This window comes from Chelatococcus sp. GCM10030263 (assembly GCF_042666455.1).
Classification (GTDB): domain Bacteria; phylum Pseudomonadota; class Alphaproteobacteria; order Rhizobiales; family Beijerinckiaceae; genus Chelatococcus.
On sequence record NZ_JBHTDB010000006.1, the window covers coordinates 104560 to 130131 of the forward strand.

The following is a 25572-nucleotide window of genomic DNA, read 5'->3' on the forward strand; positions in this document are numbered from 1 at the left end:
CGTCCTGATCGCGAGATGCGCCGCATCTATTCGGCCGGTGTGCTGCCCGAATAGCTTTCGCCGCCTCCCCGGCGCGCCGCCCGGCGTGCCCGTCGCGCGTCCCGGCGGGCCGCGAGATTGGCGAAGGCCATAAGCGCGGCGGGTGTCACGATGAGCGTCAGGATCGTCGCGAAGCCGAGGCCGAAGACGATGGCCGTCGATAGATGCATCCACCACTGGGTCGAGGGCGCGCCGATGGAGACGTCGCGGTTGACGAAGTCGAGATTGACCCCGAAGGCGATGGCAAGCACGCCGAGCACCGCGGTGACGGCCGTCAGCACGACCGGCCGGGCGCGCTCGCGGCAGGTTTCGATGATGGCGTCATAGGCCGCCACGCCCTCGCGTCGCAGACGGTCGTAGGTGTCGATGAGCACGATATTGTTGTTCACGATCACCCCGGCATTGGCGATGATGCCGATGCCGGTCATGACCACGCCGAAAGCCTGGCCCATGACGAGGAGGCCGATGAGAACGCCGATCGTCGACAGCACGACGGCGGACAGCACCAGGAAGACGCTGGAGAACTTGTTGAACTGGGCGAGCAGGATGGCGAAGATCAGGAACATCGCGGCCGCAAAGGCCTTCACCAGGAAGGCGCCGGCCTTCTCGCGCTCCTCATCCTCGCCTTTGAGCGTATAGGTCACCCCCTCCCCGAGATCGGCCTTGGCGATATCTGCCACCACGGCTTGCTGCACGGCAGCCGTCTGCACGCCCTCGGCGACATTGGCCGTGACCGTGACGACGCGGCGTGCCGCCACGCGATTGATGAGGCCGACCTTCTGCTCGGGCAGGCGCACCACGAAATTGCCGATCGGCACGGCGCCGGAGGCCGTATTGACGCGCAGGTCGTCGAGCTGGTCGAGGCTGCGGCGCTCTTCGGGAAAGCGCACGAGGATGTCGACCGACTTGTCGGTGTCGTTCGGGCGATATTCCGCGACCTTGACGCCGTTGGTGACGAGCTGGACCACCGTGCCGACGGTCATCGGGCTCGCGCCATATTTGGCGGCTTCGGCCTTGTCAACCTCCATGCGCCAGTCGACGCCCGGCAGCGGCAGGCCGTCGTCCACGTCGCGCGTGTCGGAGCGCGCGCGCAGGAGCGCGGCCGCCTTGCGCGCCGCCGGAAAGAGCTTGTCCGGGTCGAGCGATGAGATCTGCAGGGTGATCGGCTTGCCGGTCGGAGGGCCGGCGCGCGGCTGCGTCACCTCGATGACGACGCCGGGCAGGTCCTTCGTGCGCTGCCGGATCTCCTCCATGATCGCATGGGCGGGCCGGCGTTGGCGCCAGTCCACGAATTCGAACTGGACGGTGCCGACCGTGTCCTCGGTCACCTCGTCGGAGCCGCGCTGACCTTCGCCCGCTCGCGCATAGATCGTGCCGAGCTCCGGCATGCCGAGGAGCCGCTCCTCGACCTGGCGGACCATCTTGTCCTTCTCGGTGATGGAGAGATTGCCGCGCGCCCGCACCTGCACGAGGCCGAAGTCGGGCTCCACGGAGGGAAAGAACTCCACACCATGGCCAAAGCGTCCGTAGGTGACCACGACACCGACGAGCAGCAGCACGGCGAGGCCGAGCGTCGCGAGCGGCCGGCCGAGCGCCCGGCGGACGAGCCGCATATAGAGGCCGCGCTCGGCCACGCGCTCGTCATGGACATGCGTGGCGCGGCCGAGCATAGCGCCGAGCGTCGGCGTGAAGAACAGCGCGACGACGAGCGACGCCGACAGGGTCGCGATCAGCGTCAGCGGCAGATATTTCATGAATTCGCCGACGATGCCCGGCCAGAACATCAGTGGAGAAAAGGCCGCGACGCGCGTTGCCGTGGCGGCGACCACCGGCCCCGCCATGCGTTTGGAGGCGAGCGAATAGGCCTCCCGCGCCGGCATGCCCTCGGCCATGCGTCGCTCGGCGAATTCCGAGACGATGATGGCATCGTCGACGAGCATGCCGACCGCAAGGATGAGCGAGAAGAGAACGACGATATTGACCGTGAGACCGGCGAGCTGGAGCCCGAGAATGCCCGCCAGAAAGGAGGCGGGGATCGCGATGCCGATGAAGAGCGATGCCCGGCCGCCGAGCACCACGAGCATGATGACGATGACGAGCAGCACAGCGGTGATGACGCTGTTCTGCAGCTCGTGCAGCATCGAGCGGATGTCCTTGGACTTGTCCTGCGTGAAGGTGACCTGGACGGTGCCGGGCCATGTCTTGCGCAGTTCCTCGACGACCTTCTTCACTGAGTCCACGGTCTCGATGAGATTGGCGCCGGTGCGTTTCACCACCTCGACGGCGATGGCCGACTTGCCATTGACGCGCGTGATCGAGACCGCGTCTTTGAAGGTCGGGCGGACCTCCGCCACATCGCCGAGGGTCACGACGGCCGAACCTGTCGCGGCGATGGGAAATTTCAGCACGTCCTCCGGCTTTTCGATGAGCGCCGGCACCTTGACCGCGAAGCGGCCGGAGGCCCCCTCCAGCGCGCCGGCCGCGACCAGGCTGTTGCCGGCCGAGAAGGAGGCGATGAGGTCATCGAGGGAGATGCCGTAGCTCTTCATCAGCATCGGCTCGGCGATGATCTCGACCGCCTCGTCGCGTGCGCCGCGCAATTCGGCGGAAAGCACCCCCGGCACCTGCTCGATGGTGGTCTCGGCATCCCGCGCGAGCCGCAGAAGCGTGCGCTCGGGCACGTCGCCGCCGAGCGCGACCACGAGCACGGGAAAGAGGCTGAGATTAACCTCCTGCACCATCGGTTCATCGGCATCGCGCGGCAAGTCGCGTTTGGCCTGGTCGACCTTGGCGCGCACATCGGCGAGCGCCGCATCCGAATTGAAGCCGGCCTCAAATTCCACCAGCACATACCCGCCGCCCTCATAGGCCGCGGAGCGCATTTCCTTGACGTTGCTGACCGATTTGAGCTCGGTCTCGATCGGCCGGAGGATGAGCCGCTCGGAGTCCTCCGGGCTGATGCCGCGCTGGGTGACGTTGACATAGATCATCGGCACCTGGACGTCGGGCTCGGCCTCCTTCGGGATGGTGACATAGGCCGACCAGCCCGCCAGCAGCAGGAAGATCAGAATCGAGAGCGTCAGACGCGCATGCGAGATGGCGTAGTCGACCGGATTGGCCATGGTTCTCGATGCCTCAGCTCGAAAGCGTCGCGTGCGCCGGCATGGGCCCGGCTCAGCTCTTGATCAGGGTTTCGGCGGGCACGGCCTCGACGATCTCGCCTTCCTTGACGAAATCCTGCCCCTGCACGACGACGCGCGCGCCGTCCGGAACGCCGCTCAGCCAGACGTCGCTCGGACCGTCCTGGACGATCGTGACGTCATTGAATGCGACCTTGCCGTCCGGCCCGACGCTTCTCACACCGAGCCGCCCTTCGGAGGAAAAGGTCAGCGCCGAGCGCGGCACCTGGGTTGCCGGCACGGGGGCGAGCGCGAGCATCACCTCGCAGGTCACGCCATCGGGGATGCCATGGTCCGCATTGGGGATCTCCACATCGATCCGATAGGTGCGCGTCTGCGCGCTCGCAGCTGCCGAGATGAAGCGCACCCGACCCTCGACCTCTTCGCCGGTGATGACGCGCACGGTCGCTTTGTCGCCGAGCTTCACGCCGCTAAGCTGGCGCTCGGCGACTTCGACGACGGCCAGCATCGGATCAAGCGAGATGACATCGGCGACCGAGGCACCGGTCTCCAATGCCTGGCCCCGCTCTATGGGTACGGAATTGACGATGCCGCCAATCGGCGCGCGCACCTCGTTTTTCTCGAACTCTGCTTGAGCCTGGGCGAGGCTCGCCTCCGCCGCACGCAGTTCCGCCTCGAGCGAGGGCCTCTGGAGGGGCGCGAGATTGCCTTGCGCGATCAAGGTGAGGCGCGCCTTGAGCTCCGCCTTTCGTTGCTCCAGCCGCGCCTGGGCCTGGGCCACCATTGCTTCGCGGGCCTCATCCGACAGCACGGCCATGACGTCGCCGGTCTTGACGACCGAGCCGCGGCGCACCTTGAGATCGATGACCGTGCCGTTGGCACGGGTCGTCACCGTCACGCGCCGGTCGGCCTCCGTCCGGCCGGAAAGCACGATTTGCCGGGCGTGCATCTCCTGCCGGGTCTTGACCACGGCCACCCGAAAGCGCGGCACGACCTTCTCTTCGGCCTGGGCGGGCTTCGCCGAATGATCAGCCTCCCGCCCGAACACGCCGGAGCCGATCCAGATCGCCGCGCCGCAGACGACCACGACGGCGACAAGATAATTCGCTTTCATATTGAGGTCTCCACCGGCGCCGGGGAGAGTGCGATATCGCCCCTCAAAATCCCCTCGATTGTCGCCAGCAAGGCTTGCGTTTCACGGCGAGGGTCGAAATCCGGAGCCAGCGCCCGCCGCACGAAAAGACCGTAGCTCATGGCCATGACGAGTTCGGCGGTGGCGTGTTCGTCGACCCCTGCCGCCACCTCTCCCCGCGATTTGGCCGCAGCGATGAGCTCGACGAGGCGCACGACGATTTCACGATCGATCGATTCATTCGCCGCCGCGACGGCCTCGTTGACCGTCGCCTCGGCCCAGATCTGCAACGCGAGCACCGCCTTCTCGCGCGGCTCCTCCTCAAAATGCTTGCGCGCCAGCGCCCCGAGCACCGTCCCGATCCTGCAGCTGCTCGGAAAGCTCTCGAAATCCTCGATCAAGGCGGCGCGGTCGCGCTCGACGAGGCCCTCGACGATCGCGTCTTTCGATGGGAAATAGCGGTAGAGATTGCCGGGGCTCATGCCGGCTTCGCGCGCGACGTCCTGCATCGTGGCGCGATGAAAGCCGGCCTGAATGAAACGGCGCTCTGCGGCATCAAGGATGCGCTCGCGCCGTTCGGCCTGATCAAGATGCGAGGAATCGGTCAACACGCGATCCGTGAGAATGAACGTTCATTCTCACGGAGATGCGCGCCCGGTTGGCAAATGTCAAGCTATGCGGGATCTGCCTGTGCGCAAGCGTCGATCACCGACTGGCGCGGGACGAACCCGACCGGTCGAGGATCGCCTGCCATTCGGGTTCCGGCCCGAATTCATGGGCGGACTGCACCGCAAGCGTCCGCGCGAGGCGTGTGCGGGCACGGTTGACGCGGCTCTTGATGGTGCCCAAGGCGCAGCCGCAAATTTCGGCGGCTTCCTCATAGGAGAGACCCGCGCCACCAACGAGAATGAGCGCTTCCCGCTGATCGTCGGGGAGTTCCAGCAGCGCCTGCCGGAAGTCCCGCATGTTCATGTGGCCGTCCTGGGGCGGCGGCGAGGCCTGGGTCGCGGCGATGCGCCCCTCGACATCCTCCACTTCGCGGCTGCGCTTGCGGTATTCCGAGTAGAAGACATTGCGCAGGATCGTATAAAGCCAGGCCACCATATTGGTGCCCTCCGTGAAGGAGGTCAGATTGGCCCAGGCCCGAATGAGCGTCTCCTGAACGAGGTCGTCGGCCCGCTCGGGATTCCCGCAAAGGGAAATGGCGAAGGCGCGAAGATTGGGAATTGCCTTGAGCAGATCCTGCTTCACGCTGGCGCTTGAATCTATCACCTTTGGCTTTCCCCGCGATCGAGCTTCTCGAGCAGTTCCCGAAACCGATCCGGCAGGGGCTGCTGCAGGGTCGCCTGATAAAGACTCGTCAAGCGATCTGCGACATGCGCCGAAACGCCGTGAAGTCCGGTCTCAGCAGGCGCCGCCGCTGGAGCCCATCCCGCCGCGTGCTGAGAAGAAGCTGAATTCGCCTGCGATGTTTGCAGTCCGTCCACAACGTCCCCCGCCTGTCCGTCACCGGGACCATTAAGTCCCCCCATGTCGTCACTCCAGTCCATTTCGCTTCGGCGGTCGTCCGGTGGACGAGATAGCCCTTTCTGCTGGCACGACAAGTGAAGCCAACACCGTCCCCATCGCAACGCGGCGCGCAGCGAATGGTTCCGTTTAGAGACTGAAGCGCTCGATGAGGACGAGTGTATCGGGTCCCCGTTCAACAGATGGTTAGAGAGAAGCGCTAATTCCACGCCTTTCCGGTGGGAAACGATCTTTGACTGAATGCGGCAAGTTGTCGGGACGCATTCTTAGCTCGGTTCCCGCCGCGTTTCGTACGGAAAATCGCCGTTGGCTGTGCCGGCGTATTCGGCAGATGTCAGACCCCACCGAAATAGAGGATAGCCCCTGCTATGCAGGCCAGGGTGAGGCCGGCGGCAAGGACGAGAAACACCGGCCGACCGGACTTTCCCTGCCGTGCCCTGGTCGGTGTCGTCGAATGATCGTCCTGCATCGTCCAATACCCCGCGCTCTCTCTGCCAAGATCTCCAAGGCTGTCACGGAAGAACCGTTGCCGGCCGTCCTTGGTTCCGATTCCGGCGGTTGTTCCGCTTCCTCGGCTCGCCCACACAGACACGCGGCAAACTTTCATTCCGGTCCATAGCCGCATCACTGCCGGCGCGTCGAGCTGGCACAGGCCTGTCGGCCGCGATGCCGCCGCCGCTGGCGGAACCACGTTGCCAAGCTCCGATATCGGCGACAAGGAACTTCCCGCCAAGCTGGGCGTTGCCTTTGCACAACAACTCGTCGGCATCTTAAATACTGAGCAGGGAGTTCGCGGGGACTAAACGTCCCGATTTGATTAGCCACTTCGTGGAAATCAGAGCTTCAACAAGGAGTATATCATGATTGGCTGGGCAATAACATTTCTCATTGTAGCCCTGATCGCTGCAGTACTTGGCTTCGGCGGAATCGCAGGCACCGCCATGTCGATTGCGCAGATGATCTTCTATGTCGCGATCGTTCTCTTCGTGATCTCGGCGATCGTCGGCCTCGTCCGCGGGCGCCGATCGACGCTGTAGCGGCGGAGCCTCCCGGCGCAATTCTCGCTTGATCATTAGGCTCGGCGCCGCAAGGAGCCGAGCCGCCGCATTGGCGAGCGCACCCACTCGGGCAGCGCTCGCTTTCATCAGAAGACTTTCCCTTCCGTGGCGCCGACAGCGCCAAAAGGACTGCGGGCCGGAAGGCGGATGAGCCGTCGGCGCCGACCAAACGACATGCCTGAAGAATGCCCGCTCGGATGCGGCCTCTCTCCTCGAATGCCACGCGTGGAAACGGAGCGCTCGTTCAGGCGGGACGAAGGGCCTGGCCACCCGGCCATTGCACCGGATCGATTATAAGGGAAGCAGATCGGGGGGAAAGAAATGCGGCACCGGCTGGCCTGCCACATCCATGCATGTGATGAGGTCGGAGGAAACAGCCTTGTGCATAAGGTAAAAATCGAAACTTCTGGCATCCTCTCCGTAGTTCTCGGCCACTCCAGAATAGGCGCCCGACAGCTCTTCTAAAACAGTGGCGGCTTTTCTGTAGGCTTCTGCCGCCTTGGCATGCGCATCCGCCACCTTGGCTACGGTATTCTTGACGTCGCGAACGCTTTCGATCCTACTCTCGAACGAGTGGTCATCTTTCTCCAAGGACGTACGGACCCCCTCCAGCAGCTCACGAACGGTATTCAGGTCGCCTGCGATTTTCGCGCCATCTAAAGGGCGCGGCAGGCAAGCCGATAAAGGCAATTGCTTCTCATTGCTTATATCCAAGTTCTGAAGTTGCGCATCGGTTGTTGTTCCAATTCTATAAGCCATAACCACCTCCAATACCCGATCGAGGCGGCATATTGCTGCATCCCACAATGAGAACAACAACGAACCAGTGGCGCGACCTGCAGAAGGGACACCAGCCTATGCAAGTTTACAAGAAGATCAACAAATAGACGTAGTTAGCAGATCGCCACGCGGCGAAGTCGCAGATCAGCTACGCGCTTGGGCAGTGGCAGCCGTTTCGACGCTCGACGTTTCGAGAGGAATGAAAATCGCCCGTTCGCTCAGATCATCCGAGGCGAGTTCCGTCGCCGACAGCTGCCGCACATAGGCCCTCGTCAACCGATTGCGCAGGAATGAGAGTTGCACCGAGCCGCCCGGCGGGACGATCGATACAGCGAGATTGAGACCATCAGCGACGAGTTGTGCGCTCACCCTGACGCGCGATCGCTCCATGGCCGAAACGCTGCTTTCGACCTGCACGGAGTCGAGATAGGCCGGCAGCATGGCCGCGAGATAAAGGCCAATGCCGATAGCGCGGTCGAGATCGATGGTCGCTGAAACGGGCGGCACCTCGACCAAGACGCTGTTGGGCGGCAGATCGGCCGTTCGCCTCAGCCCGTCGACGGTGTCGCGCAGCAATTCGGCAATCGGCGCATCCGCCATTTCGCCATAACCGTAGCCGACGCGGTAGGCGACGGCCATTGCATTCACGTGATCCTCAATGAAGCGGATGTCGTCGCGCTGCTGTCCCGCGAGCGTCTGCTTATGAAGGCTGAGCAGGCTGACGATGACCTGGAAGTTGTTTTTGACCCGGTGATGCAGCTCCCGCAGGAGCCTTTCCTTGTCCGTGACCGCCGTGCTGAGCGCCGTCGCGTGATGGGCGATGTTGTCGGCCATATGGTTGAAGGCATAGCCCAGCTCGGCGAGCTCTAGCGGCGCCCGCGTGAGCCGCAATGCGCGCACCGAATAACGCCCGCTGCCGTAGACGCGGGTGACACGCTGCAGATAGACGATCCATTGGATCACTAAGCGGTCAACGGCGAGCAGGCCGCCGATCCCCGCCGCGCCGACCATCACCAAGGGCGGCAACAGCGCGACCCAGAGGATGTTGCGCTCGGCGGCGAAGAACGCGCGCTCAGGATAGCCGACGATCAGCGAAACGCCGGTGTTGGGCAGGTCGGTCTTGAAATAGCGGTAAGTATCCCCCGAACGTGAGACCGCAGTGACATTGCCGGGCCTATCCACCATCGCGGCGGGAAGCCAGCCTTCGTTGAGATCGCCCGCATGCCATTCGGCCAGGACCGTGCCCTCGGCATCGAAAATTGCGGCTGCATGCGTGATGTCCATGAAGCTGATCGCGAGACCGGAGACGACCCGGGCCTTGTTCACGACGACGAGGAGGATAGCCTCCTTGTTCTTGCCCCATTGCATGGCTGCGACCAGGTTGTCGCTGTCTTCGTCCAGCTTTTCTAGAACGAGAGGCGCGCCCTGTGAGAAGGCCCGCCGCACGACAGCGAGCCGTTCGGGCGGCATCCAGCGTCGGAAGTCACCGCTTGTTGCGCCGACCGAGCAGAAAAGCCCGGAGTTGTCGAAAATGGCCGCGGCCGCGTAATTAGGCTGCGCACCGATGAAACCGGCGAGTCCGCTGTCGCAGGTATCCCTCGAAATCGGCCCCTTCTCCGCGGCGGCATCGAGGGCAGCTCCGGCAAGCAGCGTGTCGCGCAACGGCTCGTTGACCTGAATGGCCATGGCCGAGGCCGCACGCTCCGCATTGTTGATCTTGGCTTCCCTCAGCGTCTGCTCGTGGGTGAAGATCCACACGATGGCGAGCACCACTGCCGGCAGCAGAACAAGCCCGAGCGTCAGAACGATCCGGCTGCGAAGGCTATGGGTGAACCTCATCGCACGGCGCCCGCAGGGCCGGTGGTCACATGCCGGAGGTGGGGGCTTCGCGTGCGGATGGAATCCAGCCCGAGATCATAGATGCAAAGACAGACCGCACTGACCGAAAACCGATGCCACATGCGAGACTTGCCCTTGACCTCAATTCCGCAGTGCCCCGGACCGTTCCCGGCCCACCGCAGAGCGCGCCCGCGACGGGCAATATCGGCACGTCCCACGGGAAGCATGGCGCAAGGCCGCCGTCGCGCATGCGCTCAGCCCGGACCCGCCTTTTTGTCCAAAGCTTCGAGGAGCTTGAGGAAACGCTCCGGCGTGGCTTCGTTCAAGACGTCGTCATACATCGACCGCAATTGTGCACCGATCTCGGCTTCCAAGTTGCTATCAATACCCGCTTGCGAGGGTCGCTGGTTAGCACCTGCTTGGGATTGCTCGGTCGGCGGCCTTTCGTCAGTTGGCACCATCCGCTTAGGACGCGGACGTTCCTCCTGGGTCATCAGCACCTCCGGTTGCCGCCATGCACCATCGCGACCTTCGATTTTGTCGAGCCTATTCAATGGTCACATCCATCGTCGCGAATGGAAACGCGGCAGGTTCTCAAAGGTTCCAGCAAGCTGGAACTTTTCGGTCCGTCACACGTTTTTGCAAAGGTTGGCTTACCGACAGTCGCTTTCCCCTCGCGCGAGCCCAGGCGTTGCCGCTAGACTTCGCCCGCTCTCGTGACTCATAGAAACGTCGAAGGCAAGGAAAAAGGGTTCATTCATGTCCCTCTCACAAGCGATTGCACCGCATCTGCCGTATCTGCGCCGCTTCGCGCGCGCCCTTTCCGGCACTCAGAGCGGCGGCGACGCTTACGCAGTCGCCACGCTCGAGGCCATCATGGCCGATCCGACGGAATTGCAACCTGGTGAAGACATGCGCGTGGCCCTCTACCGGATCCTGCTGCGCGTCTGGAAATCGGTACCGATCAACGGGACGGTCGATCCGCAGGAGTCTTCGGGTGCCGAGGCGAACGCCCAGCGCCGCCTTGAGGCGCTGCCGCCCGAACCTCGCGTGGCCTTCCTGCTCCAGGCCGTCGAAGGGCTCAATGTCGATCAGATCGCGACGACCCTGGACACGGACCGCGACAGGGTGCTCGAACTTCTTGCGCAGGCCAGCGCGGACATTTCCCAGCAGCTCGCCACCGATATTCTGATCATCGAGGACGAGCCGATCATCGCCATGGATCTCGAAGCCCTGGTGGAAAGCCTCGGCCATCGCGTTACCAACATCGCCCGCACCCATCGCGAGGCGCTCGCCGCGGTCGAGACGCAGAAGCCTGGTCTCGTGCTCGCCGATATTCAGCTGGCCGACGGCAGCTCCGGCCTCGATGCGGTGAACGATATCCTGGCCGGCATCGAAGTGCCCGTCATCTTCATCACCGCCTATCCCGAGCGGCTTCTCACAGGGCTGCGGCCCGAACCGACCTTCCTCGTCACCAAGCCCTTCAATGCCGACGCCGTGAAGGCGATCATCAGTCAGGCGCTGTTCTTCGACAGGCGCTCCCACCGCGCCGACAAGGTCGCGGCAACCGGCTGACCACGGCCGTTCGCCTTGGACGGGCATCGTCTGTCCCAGTGATCCGATTCCGACATTTGTCTCCGCGGTTGCGACGAGCAAATGTCGGAATCAAAAAGAACCGCCCGCAACGCTATAAACGCGTGGAGCCCTGAATTCGACGTTTGAAGGCGTGCTGGCGGCACGGGCTTCAAACGTCAAATTCTCGGTCCACGAGCGGGCAGACGATGCCCTTCATTTCCTGTCCAGCATCCTGCCGCCGATAAACCCCGCTACCGCCGCGGCCAGGGCGAGCTGAAAGGGTGAGAGGCCTTTCACGAGGTCTCGCGTCGCCATCATGGCGAGGTCTTCCGGGCGAAAGCCCGCACCGGGAACGCTGCCTGCTGCGGAGAGGCCGGGCGGCGGCACGGATCTCCCGCGCAACCGCCGCCGCCGCGCCGAACTGGCCCGCACCAACAGCACCACGCCCGCGGCGACGATGAACAGCCCGCACATGATGAGCGACGCATTGACGAGACCCACCTGCAGGCTCAGCCAGCAGGTCAGGGCGATGATGGCAAAGACGGCCGCGATGACGATGAGCAGAATGGCGGCGGCCATCAGCGCCGCTTCGACAAGGGCACGGCGCGCGGCAAACCTGGCTGGCGCCAAAGCGGTCGCCGCCAGTCGCGAGATGAGGCCGATCATCCCTTTCTGCTCATCAGCCCGAAGACGAGCCCCACGCCTGCCGCGATCAGCACGGCCGTAATTGGATTGCGCTCGATGCTCGCCTCGAGCTCCGAGGTCGCCGTCCGAACACCCTGCTGGGCATCGGCAGCCATCTGGCGGCCCGTGCGGGCCATGTCATCGGCGACCGAGCTCACCGTATCGGCTGCCCTGCCCACGCCGGTCTTGATCCGCGTGGCGGCCTGATCCGCCTCCTTCTGCAGCAGTTGCGCGATGCTGTCGGACAAACGTGCGATATCCGCGCGCAGCGTGGCGATGTCGGCGCCGTAATCGGTACCTTCATTCGGTTTTGTGGCCATCGGCTACTCCTGCTTGATCCTGATGACTGTCATAAGCCCGGCGGCAGGCAAGGCGACCGCCGAACGGCATGGCCGTTCTCTCGGTAACGGCGGCTCAGCGTGCCCGATAGTCCGCCGAAATCAAAATAGAAATCAGAAAAGGCGCAAGTAAAAGTCGCCCCGGGCTGACATAGCCGCTGGTACCAGGACGCGCCGCGGGCACACCCCAGCGGCAAAAAGATCGATGTAGTCCTGTGCCCCTACGAGGAGCCTTTCAACCAGGCATCGATTTCCTTTTCCGCCTGGTCTTTTGCATAGCCGTAGCGTTTCTGCAGTCTACCTGCGAGCTCCGTACGTCTTCCCTCGATGACGGTGAGATCATCGTCAGTCAGCTTGCCCCACTGCTTTTGAACGTTTCCTTGGAATTGCTTCCAATTGCCTTCCACTCGGTCCCAGTTCATGCCTGCTCTCCGAGAAATCGAACTCGACTGTACGGCACGAACGCACCCCGAGCGGCAAAGTTCCCTTGAGCGTGAGCATATGGCGCCGACGCCGAGCAGCATCCGTCGGCCCCGAAACCCACTTCGGCACGGTACCGAGTTCCGTAGATCGGTCCTCGATCGTCAGCGGATGGCGGCTTTGGTCCGCGGGCGTTCTGCGGCATCCCCCGTATCGGCGGCGTCATCACCGGCGGAGCCCGGAGACTTCTTCGTCGCGGCAGATGTCTTAGCCGAAGCCTTCTTGGCCGGAGCCTTCGCCGTAGAAGTCTTCTTGGCAGAAGCCTTCTTGGTCGCAGCCTTCTGGCCCGAAGCGGCCGGCTTCCTCGCGCCGCCACGAGCGCTCTTCTTGCCGCCGCCCGCCTCGCGGCGCGCTTTGAGAAGCGCGAGCGCCTCCTCCAGGGTCACGGCGTCGCGTTCCATGCCCTTCGGCAGTGTCGCGTTCGTCGTCCCGTCGGTCACATAGGGGCCGTAACGGCCGGCCTTGACGGCAATCGGCGCCCCGCCGTCGGGATCTTCACCGAGAGGGCGGCCTGGGTCGTTGGCACCACCGCGCCGCCCGCCGCCCTGCTCCTTCGCGACGATGAGATCGATGGCGCGATTGGCGCCGATCTCCAGCACATCGTCGTCGCGCCCGATATTGGCGTAAGTTCGCTCGTGCTGGACATAAGGGCCGAAGCGGCCGATGCCGGCGAGAATGGGCTTGCCCGTCTCCGGATGCGTCGCCACCTGCCTGGGCAGCGCGAGCAGCTTGAGCGCAATCTCGAGATCGACGAGATCCGGCGCGAGGCCCTTCGGCAAAGTCTGCCGCTTCGGCTTTTCGCCCTCACCGAGCTGGACATAAGGACCATAACGACCGTCGCGCAGGGTCACCTCGAGTTCCGTCTCCGGATCGCGGCCGAGCACCTTGGGGCCCTGATTGACCTCTCCTGCGCCCTCGCCCTCCCCGCCCGCCCCGGCGAGCTGCCGCGTATAGCGGCAGTCCGGATAATTCGAGCAGCCGACAAAGGATCCGAACTTGCCAAGCTTCAGCGACAGCCGGCCCGTGCCGCAGAGCGGGCAGATGCGCGGGTCCGAACCGTCGGCCTTGGGCGGGAAGATATGCGGGCCGAGCTCCTCGTTCAGCGCGTCGAGCACCTGCGTCATGCGCAGGCTCTTGGTCTCGTCGACCGCCGCGATGAAATCACGCCAGAAATCGCGCAGCACCGCCTTCCAGTCGATCTCGTGATTGGAGACGCGGTCGAGCTGCTCCTCGAGATCCGCCGTGAAATCATATTCCACATAGCGGCGAAAGAAGCTCTCGAGAAAGGCGATGACGATGCGGCCCTTGTCGTCCGGCACCAGCCGCTTCTTGTCCAGGCTCACATATTCGCGGTCGCGCAGCACGGCCAGGACGGCAGCATAGGTGGAGGGCCGCCCGATGCCGAGCTCCTCCATCCGCTTGACGAGGCTTGCTTCCGTATAGCGCGGCGGCGGCTCGGTGAAATGCTGGGTGGAGCGGATCTCGCGCTTCGTCAGCCGCTCTCCGGCGGCCATGGCCGGCAGGCGGCCGCCGTCCTCGTCCGTCTCGTCGTCACGGCCTTCCTGGTAGAGCGCGAGGAAGCCGTCAAACACCACCACCTGTCCGGTGGCGCGCAGGTCGAGCTGGCGGGCGCCCACCTTTGCGGTGATGTCGACCGTCGTACGCTCGAAGATGGCGGATTCCATCTGGCTCGCCACGGTACGCGTCCAGATGAGCTCGTAGAGCCGTGCCTGATCCGCGTCGAGATACCCGCGCACTGCCGCGGGCAGGCGGGAGAGGTCCGTCGGCCTGATGGCCTCGTGGGCCTCCTGGGCGTTCTTCGCCTTGGTTGCATATTTGCGCGGTGCGCCCGGCACATAACGATCGCCGAATTCCTGCGCGATCACCTGGCGTGTTCCGGCGACCGCCTCCGGCGCCATGTCGACGCCATCGGTCCGCATATAAGTGATGAGCCCGACCGTCTCACCGCCGATCTCGACGCCTTCATAGAGGCGCTGCGCAACCTGCATCGTGCGGGCCGGCGCGAGGCCGAGCTTGCGCGAGGCTTCCTGCTGCAGCGTCGAGGTCGTGAACGGCGGTTGCGGATGCCGCTTGGCGGGTTTGGCCTCGACATTCGCGACCTGGAAGGCGGCGTTGTCGAGATCGCGCTTGAAGGCCTCGGCCTCTTCGCCGCGGCCGATATCGAGCCGCGTGATCTTTTGCCCGTCGGCACCGACGAGCCGCGCCTCGAAAGTCGCATCGGCAGCCGTGGCGAGCACGGCAACGAGCGACCAATATTCGCGCGCCACGAAGGTCTCGATCTCGCGTTCGCGATCGCAGACGAGGCGTAGCGCCACCGATTGCACCCGCCCGGCCGAGCGTGCGCCGGGCAGCTTGCGCCAGAGCACCGGCGACAGCGTGAAGCCGACGAGATAATCGAGCGCCCGCCGCGCGAGATAGGCATCCACCAGCGCCTGGTCGATTTCGCGCGGATGGGCCATGGCCTCGAGCACGGCGTCCTTGGTGATGGCATTGAAGGTGACGCGCTCGATCGGCACGCCCTTGAGCGCCCTCTTCTGGGTGAGCGCCTCCACGACGTGCCAGGAGATCGCCTCGCCTTCGCGATCCGGGTCGGTCGCCAGGATGAGCTTGTCGGCATCCTTCACGGCGCGCACGATCTCGGCGATGCGCTTGGCCCCGCGATCCTCGAGCTCCCAGACCATCGCGAAATCGGCATCGGGATCCACCGAGCCGTCCTTGGCCGGCAGATCGCGGACATGGCCAAAGGACGCCAGAACCTCGTAGTCCGAACCGAGATATTTATTGATCGTCTTGGCTTTGGCCGGGGATTCGACGACGACGACCTTCATGAATGGCTGTCCCTGGGCAATCGAAAAGAGTGAAACGCGGTCCGGCACGAAGGAGAGGGCGATGGGCCCCCTAAGTGGGTGAAACCGCCGCCCAAGTCAAATTGTGGCAGCAGGTAATACCGCAGCTCAAGCTGTTCCGGCGGACCCCGCCGGCGCTCTTGGAGCCCCTTTCGCGGGTGGGGTGACAGCTCTGCAACGGACCCGCCGTTGACGGGCCATGCGGCGGCACTAACCTCGTCGCCGACCCGAGCGACCGCGAGGTGGACATATGCCCAATACCGATCAGCCTGCGCCGATCGTTCGACAGAAGTCGCCGCTGAACGTGGAATACCCCTTTTCCGCCTTGTCGCGCTGGCTTATTCCCGCCGATCAATTCTATGTGCGAAACCATTTCCCCACCCCCAACCTCGACGAGCGCATATGGCGGCTCGCCGTCACCGGCGCCGTGCGCAACGAACTCACGCTCGATCTTCCGGCGCTGCAGGCGATGCCGGGGACAGAGCTTGCCGCCGTCATGGAATGCGCCGGCAACGGCCGCGTCTTCTACGAGCCGCCCAAGGAAGGATTGCAGTGGCAGACCGGAGCCGTCGGCAATGCGTTGTGGTCGGGCGTGCTGCTGCGCGAGGTCCTGGCGCGCGCCGGCGTCAGCGCCAAGGCCGTCGAGGTGGTGCTGATCGGCGCCGACCGTGGCGTCATCGACGCGGGGAAGAAGACCGCCTCCCCCGGCCCCATCGCCTTCGCGCGAAGCCTGCCGCTGGCGAAAGCGATGTCCGACAGCGCGCTCCTCGCCTATGCCATGAACGACGAGCCGCTCGGCATCGAGCACGGCTTTCCCCTGCGGGCGGCCGTGGGGGGATGGTACGGCATGGCTTGGGTCAAATGGCTCGTCGAGATCCGCGTGGTCGAACGGCCCTTCACCGGTTATTGGCAGGCCCGGGACTATATCCGCTGGGACCATGGTCTGGGCGAACCGACGCTGGCGCCGCTGACCGAAATGGAAGTGAAGGCGCAAATCGCTCAACCCGTGAGCGGCGCAATCGTGCATGTCGGCCAGCCGGTGAGGATTTTCGGCGCCGCCTGGGCTGGCGAAGCGGGTCTTGCGCAAGTTCTCGTCTCCACCGATGAGCGGACATGGCAGGAGGCGCGGCTGCTCGGGCCCGCGACGCCTTTCGGCTGGCGATTATGGGACTATGCCTGGACACCACCTGCGCCAGGACATTATGGCCTGCGCTGTCGTGCGATCGACGCGACCGGTGCGACGCAGCCGGACGCACCGCAGCCCGACCGCGAGGGCTATGCCGCGAACTGGATCATCCCGATCCCAGTCCAGGCAGTCGTCGCGCCGGACGGTCCGGTCGACGACTTCGTTATATGAAGGAAGCGCGGCAGGAATGCCGCGCTTCGCAGCCCGTCAGCTCTTCGCCGGTTCGACGAGGCAGAACATCGCCCCTTGCGGATCGATGCATTGCAGGATCCAGCTGCCGCCGGGCACTTCCATCGGACCGTTGATGATCTGCCCACCGGCCGCCTTGACGCGCTCGACCGCAGGATTGATGCCCTCGACATTAAAATAATAGGTCCAGAAGGGCGCCGGCACAGAAGGCGGCCGCCGCATCATCCCGCCGATCGGCACGTCGTTATGGGCGAAGAGCTGATAGACGCCCATGGGGCCCATATCGAGCGCATCGGCCTTCGTCCAGCCGAACAGGCGAGCATAGAAGGCGAAGGCCGGTTCGAGATCGGTGGCATAGAGCTCGTGCCAGCCGGCTTGGCCGAGCGTACCACGCGGCGGGGCTGGCGGCTCCTCGGAGGTACCCTTGAACAGGGCAAGGACGGCGCCTTGCGGATCCGCCACCACCGCGAAACGGCCGACGCCGGGGATGTCGTCCGGCGCGCGATAGACGGTGCCCCCGATCTCGGTCAGTTCGGCCGACCGTTTGTCGACGTCATCGACCGCGACATAGCCGATCCAGCCTGGGCGCGCGCCCTGCTTCTTCGCCTCTTCCGGCACCGTCATGACGCCGGCAACGGGGTTCTCGCCGGCCGTCATCAGGGTATAGGACATGCCGGGCATGCCGGCATCCCGTGCTCCCCAGCCGACGACCTCTTTATAGAAGGCTTCCGCGGCGGACTGGTCGCTCGTCATCAGCTCGTACCAGACAAATCGGCCGTGGGAATTGGACATGGTCTTTCCTCCTTGCTTGGGACGAGCCTGGACCGAATGGACGTCGGCTCCGCCGGGCGGGGATCATCCTCCGCAATCGTGACGATATCCTGATAGCGTCGGTTTTTCCTCCGCCGCGCGCTGCAAGGCAGTGATTGCGTCAGCCCTGCACAAAGGGTGTGATGGCCTCGGCGACCCGTTCGGGAGTCTGGATGCTCATGAAATGCCCACCCTCGACGATGGCGAAACGCACATCCGGAATGGCCCGTGCCGCCGCCTCCACGATTTCCGGCGTGCCGAAAGGATCATGCCGACCGGCGAGCGCCAGCACCGGGCAGCGAATCGAGCCCAGCCGCTCCCGCACGTCGGCCTCGACCAGCATGCGATAGGCCGCCGCATAGCCCTGCGGGTCGGCGCCGAGCCAGCGTGCTTGCGCTTTCCACTTCTCGGCCGCGCTCCGCCAGAGCGCCTCGGGAAAAGCCTTGGGGAAGACATCGCCGGCAATCGCCCGCATGCCCTCCCTCTCGAGCTTGTCGGCTATGGCGAGCGCGGCTGCATGCCGTTCGGGCGGCACGCCGAGCGCCGGGCCGATCAGGACGAGACGCGCCACGCGCTCCGGAAAGCGGCAGGCGAAATGCGCCGCGACCGCGGCGCCGAGCGCCGCACCGGCGACGATTGCAGGACCCTGAAGGTCGAGAGCATCGAGGAGCGCCCGTATGTCTTCGCTGACGTCGTCCAGGGTAAGCGTGCCGGACACCTTCTCGGAAAGGCCCGCGCCGCGCATATCGAAGCGCAGCACACGCAAGTCGCCGGGGAGCAGCAGCACCAGGTCGTCCCAGCTGTTCAGGCTGCCGGCGAGTTCATGCACGAGCACCAGCGTCTTTGGTCCGGCGCCTGACAGGGCATAGCGCAGGGCGACGCCATTGCATTCGATCCACTCGGCCTCGGTCATCGCATGCCTCCGCTTTCATTCCACCAGCTTGCCGTTGATCACGTCTTCCCAGCCGGGAATGCCGAGCGTGCAGGAGTGGATGGAGATCGCCGCCGCGAGTTGCAGCACGGTGGCTATCTCTTCCGGCGTCGCCTCGGCCGCGAGCGCGCCCTTGATGTGCCGCCGCATGCCCGGCTCATGGAGCGCCGTCGGCGAGGCGCAGATGGCGAGCGCGATGAGCTCCTTTTCCTTTGCGGTCAGCGGCCCGGCATCCCAGACGGCGCGGCCGTAGGCCATATAGCCCTCGGCGAGATCCGGCGTGCGCGCGAGAAGGAGGTCGCCGGCCTCCGGCCAGTGGCCGGTCGCTGCGGCATAGCTCGCCTTGATCGCCTGCTCACCGGCATCGAGTGGCGGCGAGGCGGAAGCCCCCAGTTCCTCGCTCAGGATCGCCAGCCCGCTGTCGATCGGCTGCTGCGCCGCCATCACCGTGGTCAGCAGCAGCACCTGCAGGAGTTCTTCCTTGGTGGCGCCGGCCTGGAGCGCGAAGCCCATGTGCCGGCGCGCGCCGCGCTCGTACATGTGGTTCACCGAGATATCGATCGCGATATAGATGAATTCGCACAGCTTGCGATCAAGCACCTGCGAGCGCGCCGGCGCAGCCTGAAAGGCGATATAGGCTTGGAGAAACTCCGGCGCGTGCTCGAGGAGCACATCGTGGAAGCGCGCCCAATAGCCGCGCTCGCGCATGATCTCCTCTTTCAGCGCCGCCTTGTCGATCGCCATGCCGTCCTCTCCTTACCCGGTCACGGGCTATGCCGGCCGCCTTCGTCCGCTTTGGGCTTGCGCAAGGCAACCAGCACATCGAGCGCCGCGCCGGATTGCGGGAGCGCCACGAAGGGGTTGATCTCGATGCTCTCGATCACTTCGGCATGGGCTGCAGCAAGCGCCGCCAGCGTGGCGATCGCCCGCGCGAGGGCCTCACGATCGGCGGCTGGAGCACCGCGCCAGCCCGCGAGCACGGCGCTGGCACGCAATCCGTCGATCATGCGATGCGCAGCGGCCAGGCTGATCGGCGCCGGCGCAAACACCACGTCCTTCAACGCCTCGGTCATCACCCCGCCCAGGCCGAACATGACGACCGGCCCGAAATCCGGGTCGTTCTGGGTGCCGATGATGGTCTCGACGCCACCCTTCAGCATCGGCGATACGGTTGCCCCCGCTATGCGCGCTTGGCGCGCCCTGTCCCGCACGCTCGCCATCATCGTCGCCCAGGCGCGCCGCAGGGCGCCTTCATCGGCAATATCGAGCTGGACCCCGCCGACCTCCGTCTTGTGCTGGATATCGGGCGAGTCGATCTTCAGCACGACGGGATAGCCGACCTCGGCGGCGGCTCTCACCGCCGCCTCCTCGTCCGCGACGGCAAGCACGGGCAGAATGGGCAAGCCGAGCCGGGCAACGAGCCGGCCGGCGGCCGCAGCATCGGATGCGGCTTCGCGCAACAGATCGCGGTCGACCGCATCGAGGGTGACGGCAGGCTCGGTAGCCCGCGCGAAATGCTGGGCGAACTGGCGCAGCGCGCCGATGGCCCGGATGGCGCGTGTCGGATCCTCGAAGACGAGATAGCCGAGCGCCGCCATCTCGGCGCGGAACTCGGGCGAGGCGCGGGTCACGAGCGCCACGATCCTGTCCTGACAGCGCTCGGCGACTGCCGCGAGTGTCGGGCGCAGAAGGTCCGTCACGGCCGGCGTCTTGCCCATATGGGCCATGAAGACGACCAGCGTCGGGCAGTCCGTCTGGTCGGCCGCGATATCGATCACCTTGCCGAACAGGCGGAAATCATTCGCCACCTGTGCCGTCGTATCGATCGGATTACCGGTGCTGGCGAGCGGCACCACCTGCTTGATCGCCGCCTGCGCGGCCGGCGCGATCGGCGGCAGCACGAGCCCGGCGTCGGCCGCCGCATCGGCGAGCATGATGCCGACACCGCCGGAGGGCGTGATGATCACCGCCTCCGGCCCTTGCGGGAATTTGCCCTGGGCCGCGGCATAGGCGATATCGACAGCCTCTTCGATGCTCGTCGCCGGCCAGGCGCCATGCGCCTTGAGCACCGCATCGAAAACCTGCTTCGATCCCGCCAACATCCCGGTATGCGACATGACGGCGGCAAGCCCCGCCTCCGTGGCCCCCGGCTTGATGGCAATGACCGGCTTGCGCGCCTGCGACGCCGCAGCGAGCGCCCGGGTCAGCCGGCGCCCGTCGCGACAGCCTTCGAGATAGGCGACGATGACGGTGGTGGTCGGGTCCGCCGCGAGCCAGGCGATGCAGTCGGCGACATCGACATCGGCCTCGTTGCCGGTGGCGATGAAGTGGCTGAAGCCGAGCCCGGCCTCGGCGGCGAGCGCCATGATATAAGTGCCGACCGCCCCGCTCTGGCTCGCGATGCCGACCCCGCCGGGCTTCGGCCAGACATTGTCGAGCGCCGACGAGAAGGTGGCGTAGAGCCCCGCGTGAAAGTCGATGAAGCCGAGGCTGTTCGGCCCGAGCAGGCGCACGCCCTTTGCCATGCAGGCCGCCGCGATGCGCTCCTGCGCGGCAAGCCCGGCCGCGTCGATCTCGCCAAAACCAGCCGTGAAGAGCGCGATCGCCTTGACGCCCGCCGCAAGACAATCGGCAATCGCCCCCTCCGCCATGGACGCCGAGACGGCGACCACGGCAAGGTCGGGCGGCGCCCCTGCGGCACCGATGCTCGGCGCGCAGGCGAGCCCGGCGATCTCACTGCGGTTCGGATTGATGGGAACGACCGTGCCGCGGAAATGCTCCTTCATCAAGGCCACCGGCTTGCCGCCGATCTTGGCCGCATCGGAGGAGGCGCCGATCACCGCGACGCTCCGGGCCCTGAACATGACATCGAGTGATGCCGTCCGCGCCTCCCGTCCATCCATCGTTCCCACCCTGATGTTTTATGATTGAGCGCGTTCAGGCGCCGAGGGCACCGGCGGCCCGCAACGCGTCGATCTCTTTCTGGCTGAATCCGCACTCGGTGAGAAGCTCGTGGGTGTGTTCGCCCAGTGCGGGCGGCGGACGCCGCATCTCGGCCGGCGTCTCATGCAGCCGGAAAGGCGTGCCGACATAATTGCGCGCGCCCTCACCTTCCGGAAAATGGAAGACGCCGCCGACCGCCTGGAGCTGCGGGTGGTCCGCTGCCTTGCCGATCGTCTGCACGACGGCGACATTGACCTTGGCCGCGCTGAGCCTGGCATGGACTTCGGCATTGGTGAGCGCGCGCGTGACTGCGGCGATGGCTTCCACCACCTCGTGGCGCAGCCTGAGCCTCTCGGACGCCGTCTTGTATTCCTCCCGTGCGAGCCGGGCGGGATCGAGCGCCTCGGCGCAGCGGCGCCACATCTCGTCGCTCGGCGCGATGATGACGACATGGCCATCCCTGGTCGGGAAGGCCTGATTGGGCACGCTGAGATGATTGGCCGTGCCCATGCGCCGGTGCATTTTGCCGGTGAGCCAATAGTCCTGATAGAAATAGCTCATGAGATGCGCCGAGCTGAGCATCAGCGAGGTATCGAGCCGCTGTCCCTCGCCCGTGCGTTCCCGGTGATAGAGCGCCGCCAGGATGCCGCTGACGATGGCAAGGCTCGCATGGAGATCGATGATCGCCCCGCCGGCGCGCGCCGGGCCGCCGTCCTCTTCGCCGGTGATGCTCATGAGCCCGGAGAAGGCCTGCAGCGCAAGATCATTGGCGCCGATGTCGGCGAGCGGACCGACCGGTCCATAGGCCTGGAAGTCGCAATAGATCAACCCCGGATGGCTCGCGCGCATCGCCTCATAGCCGAGCCCCCAACGCTCCATGGTTCCGGGGCGGAAATTGTTTACCACCACATCGGCGCGGGCGATCAGCTTCGTCGCGACGCCGCGCCCGGCCTCGGTCGCCAGATCGAGCGTCAGGCTGCGCTTGTTGCGGTTGAAGGAGAGGAAAGATGGGCTCGGCCCGCCGCCCATCGCCTCGAGTTCCGCGCGGGTGAGGCCGAGATAGCGGCATTCGTCGCCGCCACGCGGGTCTTCGATCTTGATGATGTCGGCGCCGAGATCGCCGAGAATTTGGGTCGCATCCGGGCCCGCGAAGATGCGGGAGAAATCGGCCACCCGGATGCCGTCGAGCACATGCGCCATGAAGATCCCGATCGCATCAATGGGGCGTCGCAGCGCCCCTCCTTACGCCGCGGCGCGGACCACCGTGGCTTCGCCGACCGTGAGCTTCTTCTGGCTGTCGTCTTCGCACCAAACTTCCATCTCGATGGTGCGGTTGCCCGACGGGTCCTGCATCACGCGGGTGATGCGCGCGCAGGCAATGACGACCTGATCTTCGGTGATCGGCGCGATGTATTTCGTCCTGAGCCTCCCACGGCGCGTGACGTCGCGGCCGAAGAGGTCGATCAGGAGCCCCATGATCCAGTTGGTCGAGACCATGCCGTCGGCGATGATGCCGGGAAGCCCCTGCGAGCGCGCATAGTCGTCGTCGTCGTGAATGGTCGGCTCTTGCGTATGGATGCGGCCGTCGTCGGCGGCAACCGTCGGCTGGGCGTCCACATACCAGCGCATGCGCTCACGCGTCATCGGGCGCGGCGTGGTGCGAAATTCAGTGCCGGGTTGAAGATTGAGCTCGCTCATCGTCTCGCTTCCCTATGCCGCCTGGCCGCCCTGCTCGCGATAGGCGAGAATGACGCGGTCGGTGTAGCGGATCAGCAATTCGCCGGTCGCAACGCGCGTCAGCTCCATTTCGAGAACGACGTATTCGCGCCCCTTCTTGGTATAGCGCTCGCGGATGCGGCCGATGACGCTCAGCCGATCGCCGACGCGAACCTCGCCGAAGATCTCCGCATCATATTCGTAGTGGATGCGCGCCGTCGGTCCCGTACCGCCCGGGCAGGCGTGCCGGTAAAGCCGAAGCTTGTCGAGATGAATGAGCGTCGGCGGCATCACCTGATCGGCGATCCCCTGGAAGAGATCGTGATGCAATTCCACCGCATGGCAATATTCACGCACGACGAACGGGCTCAACACATATTCCACGGGGCCGAGAACGTCGCCGACGTCGAGGTCGACCACCGTCAATCCTGTCGCCATAAGCGGGCATCCTTGTCTTATTATCTATGGTCTTTCCGGGCGGAGCCCGGCGCTGCCTCCCGCAGCGGGCCAGCGTCTTGACTAGCATGGCGCCCAACTTGGCTGGAACTGACACAAGGCAAACAACATCTTTCCACTATCCGCAAAGATTGCCATATTCGGCCCCCGATCTTGGCAGTTCGTGGTACCGGGGGAGATTCGCCTGTGGAGTGGGTGCAGACGCTCAGATCCTTCGTGAACGCCGTCCAGCTCGGCAGCCTGTCCGGCGCCGGGCGCATGCTCGGCTGTTCGCCGGCTTCCGTCTCTCGCCACATCACCTCGCTGGAAGATCAGCTCGGCACGCAGCTCCTCAAGCGCTCCAGCCGCAATCTCGCACTTACCGAAGCGGGCGAGCTCTATTACGGCCAGGTCGAGCAGATCCTGCAGCAGCTTGCCGAGGCGAATGAAAGCATCAGCCGGCTACATACGAAGCCTCAGGGCGTGCTCAAGGTGCACGCGCGCATGCTCGTGGGCCAGCTCTTCATCGTGCCGCATCTGCCGGAGTTCCTCGCGCAATATCCGGAGATTTCGGTCGACCTGGTCTTATCCAACAATATCGCGCCGGTCATGGAACAGGGCACGGATGTGGACATCCGCATCGGGCGACTGGAGGATTCCTCCCTGATCGCCCGCAAGCTCCTGTCGAGCGAACGCGTGGCCTGCGCGACGCCCGCCTATCTCGCGCGCCACGAGCCGATCGAGCGCCCGCAGGATTTGAAGAAGCATAATTGCCTGACCTATCGCATCAATCTCGGCACCCCGGTCTGGCGTTTCCTCGACGCCCATCAGCGTGTCGAGGAGGTGCCGATCAAGGGCAGCTTTCAGACCGACTTCGGCTTCGCCCTGGTCGAAATGGCGCGCGCCGGCGTCGGCATCGCGCTGCTGCCGGACTGGTCGGTCCACGACGACCTGAAGAGCGGCCGGCTCGTGCGGCTCTTCCCGGACTACAAGGTCAGCCATATCGAATTCGAGAACGGCGTCTATGCCGTCTTTCCGAGATCGCGCCAGACCTCGGTGAAGCTGCGTCTCTTCATCGATTTCCTCGCCGGCGTCGTCCGGCGCGAACTGAGCTAGCCGGCGTTCTTGCTATTTCACCACCTTCGCCAGGAACGCCCGCAACGCCTCGAGGAACTGCTGCGGCACCTGGAAGGGAATGAAATGCGCCGCCTCCTCGAAGCGGACGATCTCGGCTTGCGCCACCCGCGCGGCGATCACCTCGGCGCTGTCGCGCGGCATCAGCACGTCGTTGCCGCCGGGAATGAGCAGCAGCGGACATTTGATCTGCGGCAGGATAGGCATGATGTCGATGTCGAGGAAGCCGAGCACGGACAGTGCGTAGCCTTCTGGGTCCTGCGCGACGTAGCGCTCGACATAGAGGTCGTAGCGCGCATCCCGCGGCATGCCGTGGAAGGAGCGCTCGGGGGCTGCCGGCAGCAGCACCTGCATGCCGTGCTGGCGCACCTCGTCGACGCGTGCCCGCAAGATGCCCTTGACCTCATCGGCATTGCGCACACCGGGATTGGTCATGACAAGGCCGGCCGCAAGGTCCGGATGGGTCGCGGCCAGGCCCGCTGCGACCATCCCGCCGATGGCGCAGCCGACGAGGACCGCGCGCGCTACACCGAGATCGCGCAAGACGGCGGCGAGATCGGCGGCATGGCCGGCCGCATCGACCGGCTGCGGCGGATTGGGCGTCTTCCCCGCTGCCTGCAGGTCCGGCGTGATGCAGAAATAGGAGCCTTCGAGGCCGGCCACAACCTCGTCCCAGAAGCGATGGTCGGTGCCGAGCGCGTGCACGAAGAGAATGGCGGGCTTTGACCTGTCGCCCCGGGTGACGACGTGAAGCTTCGTCATGGCGCGC

Annotated in this window: 24 protein-coding genes; 4 read left to right on the plus strand and 20 right to left on the minus strand. The window is 65.1% G+C overall.

What is annotated here, in order from left to right:
• Nucleotides 1-26: 26 nt before the first annotated feature.
• From ACFQU1_RS15810 to ACFQU1_RS15830, 5 genes are all read right to left on the minus strand, one after another.
• The gene (locus ACFQU1_RS15810; protein WP_378134276.1) at nucleotides 27-3161 is read right to left on the minus strand and encodes an efflux RND transporter permease subunit; all 3135 of its coding nucleotides are present in this window, start codon (nucleotides 3159-3161) and stop codon (nucleotides 27-29) included.
• A 52-nt stretch (nucleotides 3162-3213) separates the two neighbouring features.
• Nucleotides 3214-4293: an efflux RND transporter periplasmic adaptor subunit gene (locus ACFQU1_RS15815; RefSeq protein ID WP_378134278.1), complete on the minus strand. Its 1080-nt coding sequence runs from the start codon at nucleotides 4291-4293 to the stop codon at nucleotides 3214-3216.
• A complete protein-coding gene (locus ACFQU1_RS15820; protein ID WP_378134280.1) occupies nucleotides 4290-4922 on the minus strand; it encodes a TetR/AcrR family transcriptional regulator in 633 nt (210 codons plus the stop codon). The genes ACFQU1_RS15815 and ACFQU1_RS15820 overlap by 4 nt, the downstream gene beginning before the upstream one ends.
• Nucleotides 4923-5016: 94 nt before the next feature.
• Complete coding sequence (locus ACFQU1_RS15825; protein WP_378134405.1) at nucleotides 5017-5580, minus strand: sigma-70 family RNA polymerase sigma factor; 564 nt, start codon at nucleotides 5578-5580, stop codon at nucleotides 5017-5019.
• Complete coding sequence (locus ACFQU1_RS15830) at nucleotides 5580-5861, minus strand: NepR family anti-sigma factor (RefSeq protein WP_378134282.1); 282 nt, start codon at nucleotides 5859-5861, stop codon at nucleotides 5580-5582. Before ACFQU1_RS15830 ends, ACFQU1_RS15825 begins: the two co-directional genes overlap by 1 nt.
• A gap of 837 nt (nucleotides 5862-6698) precedes the next feature.
• Between ACFQU1_RS15830 and ACFQU1_RS15835 the strand changes: the two genes are divergently transcribed.
• Nucleotides 6699-6875 (plus strand): DUF1328 domain-containing protein, encoded by a 177-nt coding sequence (locus ACFQU1_RS15835; protein ID WP_378134284.1) that lies wholly within the window; start codon nucleotides 6699-6701, stop codon nucleotides 6873-6875.
• 312 nt (nucleotides 6876-7187) lie between these two features.
• On the opposite strand, the gene ACFQU1_RS15840 is transcribed toward ACFQU1_RS15835, so the two are convergent.
• From ACFQU1_RS15840 to ACFQU1_RS15850, 3 genes are all read right to left on the minus strand, one after another.
• On the minus strand, nucleotides 7188-7655 hold the full coding sequence (locus tag ACFQU1_RS15840; protein ID WP_378134286.1) for a hypothetical protein: 468 nt from the start codon (nucleotides 7653-7655) through the stop codon (nucleotides 7188-7190).
• 165 nt (nucleotides 7656-7820) lie between these two features.
• Nucleotides 7821-9515 (minus strand): histidine kinase dimerization/phosphoacceptor domain -containing protein, encoded by a 1695-nt coding sequence (locus tag ACFQU1_RS15845; RefSeq protein ID WP_378134288.1) that lies wholly within the window; start codon nucleotides 9513-9515, stop codon nucleotides 7821-7823.
• Nucleotides 9516-9769: 254 nt separating this feature from the next.
• Complete coding sequence (locus tag ACFQU1_RS15850) at nucleotides 9770-10069, minus strand: NepR family anti-sigma factor (protein ID WP_378134290.1); 300 nt, start codon at nucleotides 10067-10069, stop codon at nucleotides 9770-9772.
• Between the two features lie 205 nt (nucleotides 10070-10274).
• Between ACFQU1_RS15850 and ACFQU1_RS15855 the strand changes: the two genes are divergently transcribed.
• Nucleotides 10275-11090 carry a response regulator gene (locus ACFQU1_RS15855; protein WP_378134292.1) on the plus strand — a complete coding sequence of 272 codons (816 nt, stop codon included), beginning with the start codon at nucleotides 10275-10277 and terminating at the stop codon, nucleotides 11088-11090.
• Between the two features lie 213 nt (nucleotides 11091-11303).
• Here ACFQU1_RS15855 and ACFQU1_RS15860 read toward each other — a convergent pair whose 3' ends face one another.
• The 4 genes from ACFQU1_RS15860 to topA all read right to left on the minus strand — a co-directional run bounded on the left by ACFQU1_RS15860 (nucleotide 11304) and on the right by topA (nucleotide 15441).
• Nucleotides 11304-11756 carry a hypothetical protein gene (locus ACFQU1_RS15860; RefSeq protein ID WP_378134294.1) on the minus strand — a complete coding sequence of 151 codons (453 nt, stop codon included), beginning with the start codon at nucleotides 11754-11756 and terminating at the stop codon, nucleotides 11304-11306.
• On the minus strand, nucleotides 11753-12094 hold the full coding sequence (locus tag ACFQU1_RS15865) for a YqjD family protein (RefSeq protein WP_378134296.1): 342 nt from the start codon (nucleotides 12092-12094) through the stop codon (nucleotides 11753-11755). Before ACFQU1_RS15865 ends, ACFQU1_RS15860 begins: the two co-directional genes overlap by 4 nt.
• Before the next feature lie 239 nt (nucleotides 12095-12333).
• Entirely contained in the window at nucleotides 12334-12534 is a 201-nt protein-coding gene (locus tag ACFQU1_RS15870; protein ID WP_378134298.1) for a CsbD family protein, read from the minus strand.
• A gap of 162 nt (nucleotides 12535-12696) precedes the next feature.
• The gene (topA, locus tag ACFQU1_RS15875) at nucleotides 12697-15441 is read right to left on the minus strand and encodes a type I DNA topoisomerase (RefSeq protein WP_378134301.1); all 2745 of its coding nucleotides are present in this window, start codon (nucleotides 15439-15441) and stop codon (nucleotides 12697-12699) included.
• Nucleotides 15442-15709: 268 nt separating this feature from the next.
• Here topA and ACFQU1_RS15880 point away from each other — a divergent pair, with 268 nt between their 5' ends.
• Nucleotides 15710-16816 (plus strand): sulfite oxidase, encoded by a 1107-nt coding sequence (locus ACFQU1_RS15880; protein WP_378134303.1) that lies wholly within the window; start codon nucleotides 15710-15712, stop codon nucleotides 16814-16816.
• Between the two features lie 36 nt (nucleotides 16817-16852).
• Here ACFQU1_RS15880 and ACFQU1_RS15885 read toward each other — a convergent pair whose 3' ends face one another.
• The 7 genes from ACFQU1_RS15885 to ACFQU1_RS15915 all read right to left on the minus strand — a co-directional run bounded on the left by ACFQU1_RS15885 (nucleotide 16853) and on the right by ACFQU1_RS15915 (nucleotide 23672).
• Nucleotides 16853-17626, minus strand: coding sequence for a VOC family protein (locus tag ACFQU1_RS15885; protein ID WP_378134305.1), 774 nt, complete (start codon nucleotides 17624-17626; stop codon nucleotides 16853-16855).
• 139 nt (nucleotides 17627-17765) lie between these two features.
• Nucleotides 17766-18557 carry an alpha/beta fold hydrolase gene (locus ACFQU1_RS15890; protein WP_378134307.1) on the minus strand — a complete coding sequence of 264 codons (792 nt, stop codon included), beginning with the start codon at nucleotides 18555-18557 and terminating at the stop codon, nucleotides 17766-17768.
• Between the two features lie 15 nt (nucleotides 18558-18572).
• On the minus strand, nucleotides 18573-19319 hold the full coding sequence (locus ACFQU1_RS15895; RefSeq protein ID WP_378134309.1) for a carboxymuconolactone decarboxylase family protein: 747 nt from the start codon (nucleotides 19317-19319) through the stop codon (nucleotides 18573-18575).
• 20 nt (nucleotides 19320-19339) lie between these two features.
• A complete protein-coding gene (locus tag ACFQU1_RS15900; RefSeq protein ID WP_378134311.1) occupies nucleotides 19340-21478 on the minus strand; it encodes an acetate--CoA ligase family protein in 2139 nt (712 codons plus the stop codon).
• A 34-nt stretch (nucleotides 21479-21512) separates the two neighbouring features.
• Nucleotides 21513-22718 carry a CaiB/BaiF CoA transferase family protein gene (locus ACFQU1_RS15905; RefSeq protein WP_378134313.1) on the minus strand — a complete coding sequence of 402 codons (1206 nt, stop codon included), beginning with the start codon at nucleotides 22716-22718 and terminating at the stop codon, nucleotides 21513-21515.
• A gap of 42 nt (nucleotides 22719-22760) precedes the next feature.
• The gene (locus tag ACFQU1_RS15910) at nucleotides 22761-23216 is read right to left on the minus strand and encodes a MaoC family dehydratase (protein WP_378134315.1); all 456 of its coding nucleotides are present in this window, start codon (nucleotides 23214-23216) and stop codon (nucleotides 22761-22763) included.
• 12 nt (nucleotides 23217-23228) lie between these two features.
• Nucleotides 23229-23672 carry a hypothetical protein gene (locus ACFQU1_RS15915; RefSeq protein WP_378134317.1) on the minus strand — a complete coding sequence of 148 codons (444 nt, stop codon included), beginning with the start codon at nucleotides 23670-23672 and terminating at the stop codon, nucleotides 23229-23231.
• A 213-nt stretch (nucleotides 23673-23885) separates the two neighbouring features.
• On the opposite strand from ACFQU1_RS15915, the gene ACFQU1_RS15920 reads away from it, so the two are divergent.
• Nucleotides 23886-24785 carry a LysR family transcriptional regulator gene (locus ACFQU1_RS15920; protein ID WP_378134319.1) on the plus strand — a complete coding sequence of 300 codons (900 nt, stop codon included), beginning with the start codon at nucleotides 23886-23888 and terminating at the stop codon, nucleotides 24783-24785.
• Between the two features lie 12 nt (nucleotides 24786-24797).
• Here ACFQU1_RS15920 and ACFQU1_RS15925 read toward each other — a convergent pair whose 3' ends face one another.
• Nucleotides 24798-25565, minus strand: a complete 768-nt coding sequence (locus tag ACFQU1_RS15925; RefSeq protein WP_378134321.1) for an alpha/beta fold hydrolase — start codon at nucleotides 25563-25565, stop codon at nucleotides 24798-24800.
• Nucleotides 25566-25572 lie beyond the last annotated feature (7 nt).

What these genes read in the sequence shown, in the direction of transcription:
- ACFQU1_RS15810 (WP_378134276.1), bottom strand. Translation starts at nt 3,161, where the DNA reads ATGGCCAATCCGGTCGACTACGCCATCTCGCATGCGCGTCTGACGCTC.
- ACFQU1_RS15815 (WP_378134278.1), bottom strand. Translation starts at nt 4,293, where the DNA reads ATGAAAGCGAATTATCTTGTCGCCGTCGTGGTCGTCTGCGGCGCGGCG.
- ACFQU1_RS15830 (WP_378134282.1), bottom strand. Translation starts at nt 5,861, where the DNA reads ATGGACTGGAGTGACGACATGGGGGGACTTAATGGTCCCGGTGACGGA.
- ACFQU1_RS15835 (WP_378134284.1), top strand. Translation starts at nt 6,699, where the DNA reads ATGATTGGCTGGGCAATAACATTTCTCATTGTAGCCCTGATCGCTGCA.
- ACFQU1_RS15840 (WP_378134286.1), bottom strand. Translation starts at nt 7,655, where the DNA reads ATGGCTTATAGAATTGGAACAACAACCGATGCGCAACTTCAGAACTTG.
- ACFQU1_RS15845 (WP_378134288.1), bottom strand. Translation starts at nt 9,515, where the DNA reads ATGAGGTTCACCCATAGCCTTCGCAGCCGGATCGTTCTGACGCTCGGG.
- ACFQU1_RS15855 (WP_378134292.1), top strand. Translation starts at nt 10,275, where the DNA reads ATGTCCCTCTCACAAGCGATTGCACCGCATCTGCCGTATCTGCGCCGC.
- ACFQU1_RS15860 (WP_378134294.1), bottom strand. Translation starts at nt 11,756, where the DNA reads ATGATCGGCCTCATCTCGCGACTGGCGGCGACCGCTTTGGCGCCAGCC.
- ACFQU1_RS15865 (WP_378134296.1), bottom strand. Translation starts at nt 12,094, where the DNA reads ATGGCCACAAAACCGAATGAAGGTACCGATTACGGCGCCGACATCGCC.
- ACFQU1_RS15870 (WP_378134298.1), bottom strand. Translation starts at nt 12,534, where the DNA reads ATGAACTGGGACCGAGTGGAAGGCAATTGGAAGCAATTCCAAGGAAAC.
- topA (WP_378134301.1), bottom strand. Translation starts at nt 15,441, where the DNA reads ATGAAGGTCGTCGTCGTCGAATCCCCGGCCAAAGCCAAGACGATCAAT.
- ACFQU1_RS15880 (WP_378134303.1), top strand. Translation starts at nt 15,710, where the DNA reads ATGCCCAATACCGATCAGCCTGCGCCGATCGTTCGACAGAAGTCGCCG.
- ACFQU1_RS15885 (WP_378134305.1), bottom strand. Translation starts at nt 17,626, where the DNA reads ATGTCCAATTCCCACGGCCGATTTGTCTGGTACGAGCTGATGACGAGC.
- ACFQU1_RS15890 (WP_378134307.1), bottom strand. Translation starts at nt 18,557, where the DNA reads ATGACCGAGGCCGAGTGGATCGAATGCAATGGCGTCGCCCTGCGCTAT.
- ACFQU1_RS15895 (WP_378134309.1), bottom strand. Translation starts at nt 19,319, where the DNA reads ATGGCGATCGACAAGGCGGCGCTGAAAGAGGAGATCATGCGCGAGCGC.
- ACFQU1_RS15900 (WP_378134311.1), bottom strand. Translation starts at nt 21,478, where the DNA reads ATGGATGGACGGGAGGCGCGGACGGCATCACTCGATGTCATGTTCAGG.
- ACFQU1_RS15905 (WP_378134313.1), bottom strand. Translation starts at nt 22,718, where the DNA reads ATGGCGCATGTGCTCGACGGCATCCGGGTGGCCGATTTCTCCCGCATC.
- ACFQU1_RS15910 (WP_378134315.1), bottom strand. Translation starts at nt 23,216, where the DNA reads ATGAGCGAGCTCAATCTTCAACCCGGCACTGAATTTCGCACCACGCCG.
- ACFQU1_RS15915 (WP_378134317.1), bottom strand. Translation starts at nt 23,672, where the DNA reads ATGGCGACAGGATTGACGGTGGTCGACCTCGACGTCGGCGACGTTCTC.
- ACFQU1_RS15925 (WP_378134321.1), bottom strand. Translation starts at nt 25,565, where the DNA reads ATGACGAAGCTTCACGTCGTCACCCGGGGCGACAGGTCAAAGCCCGCC.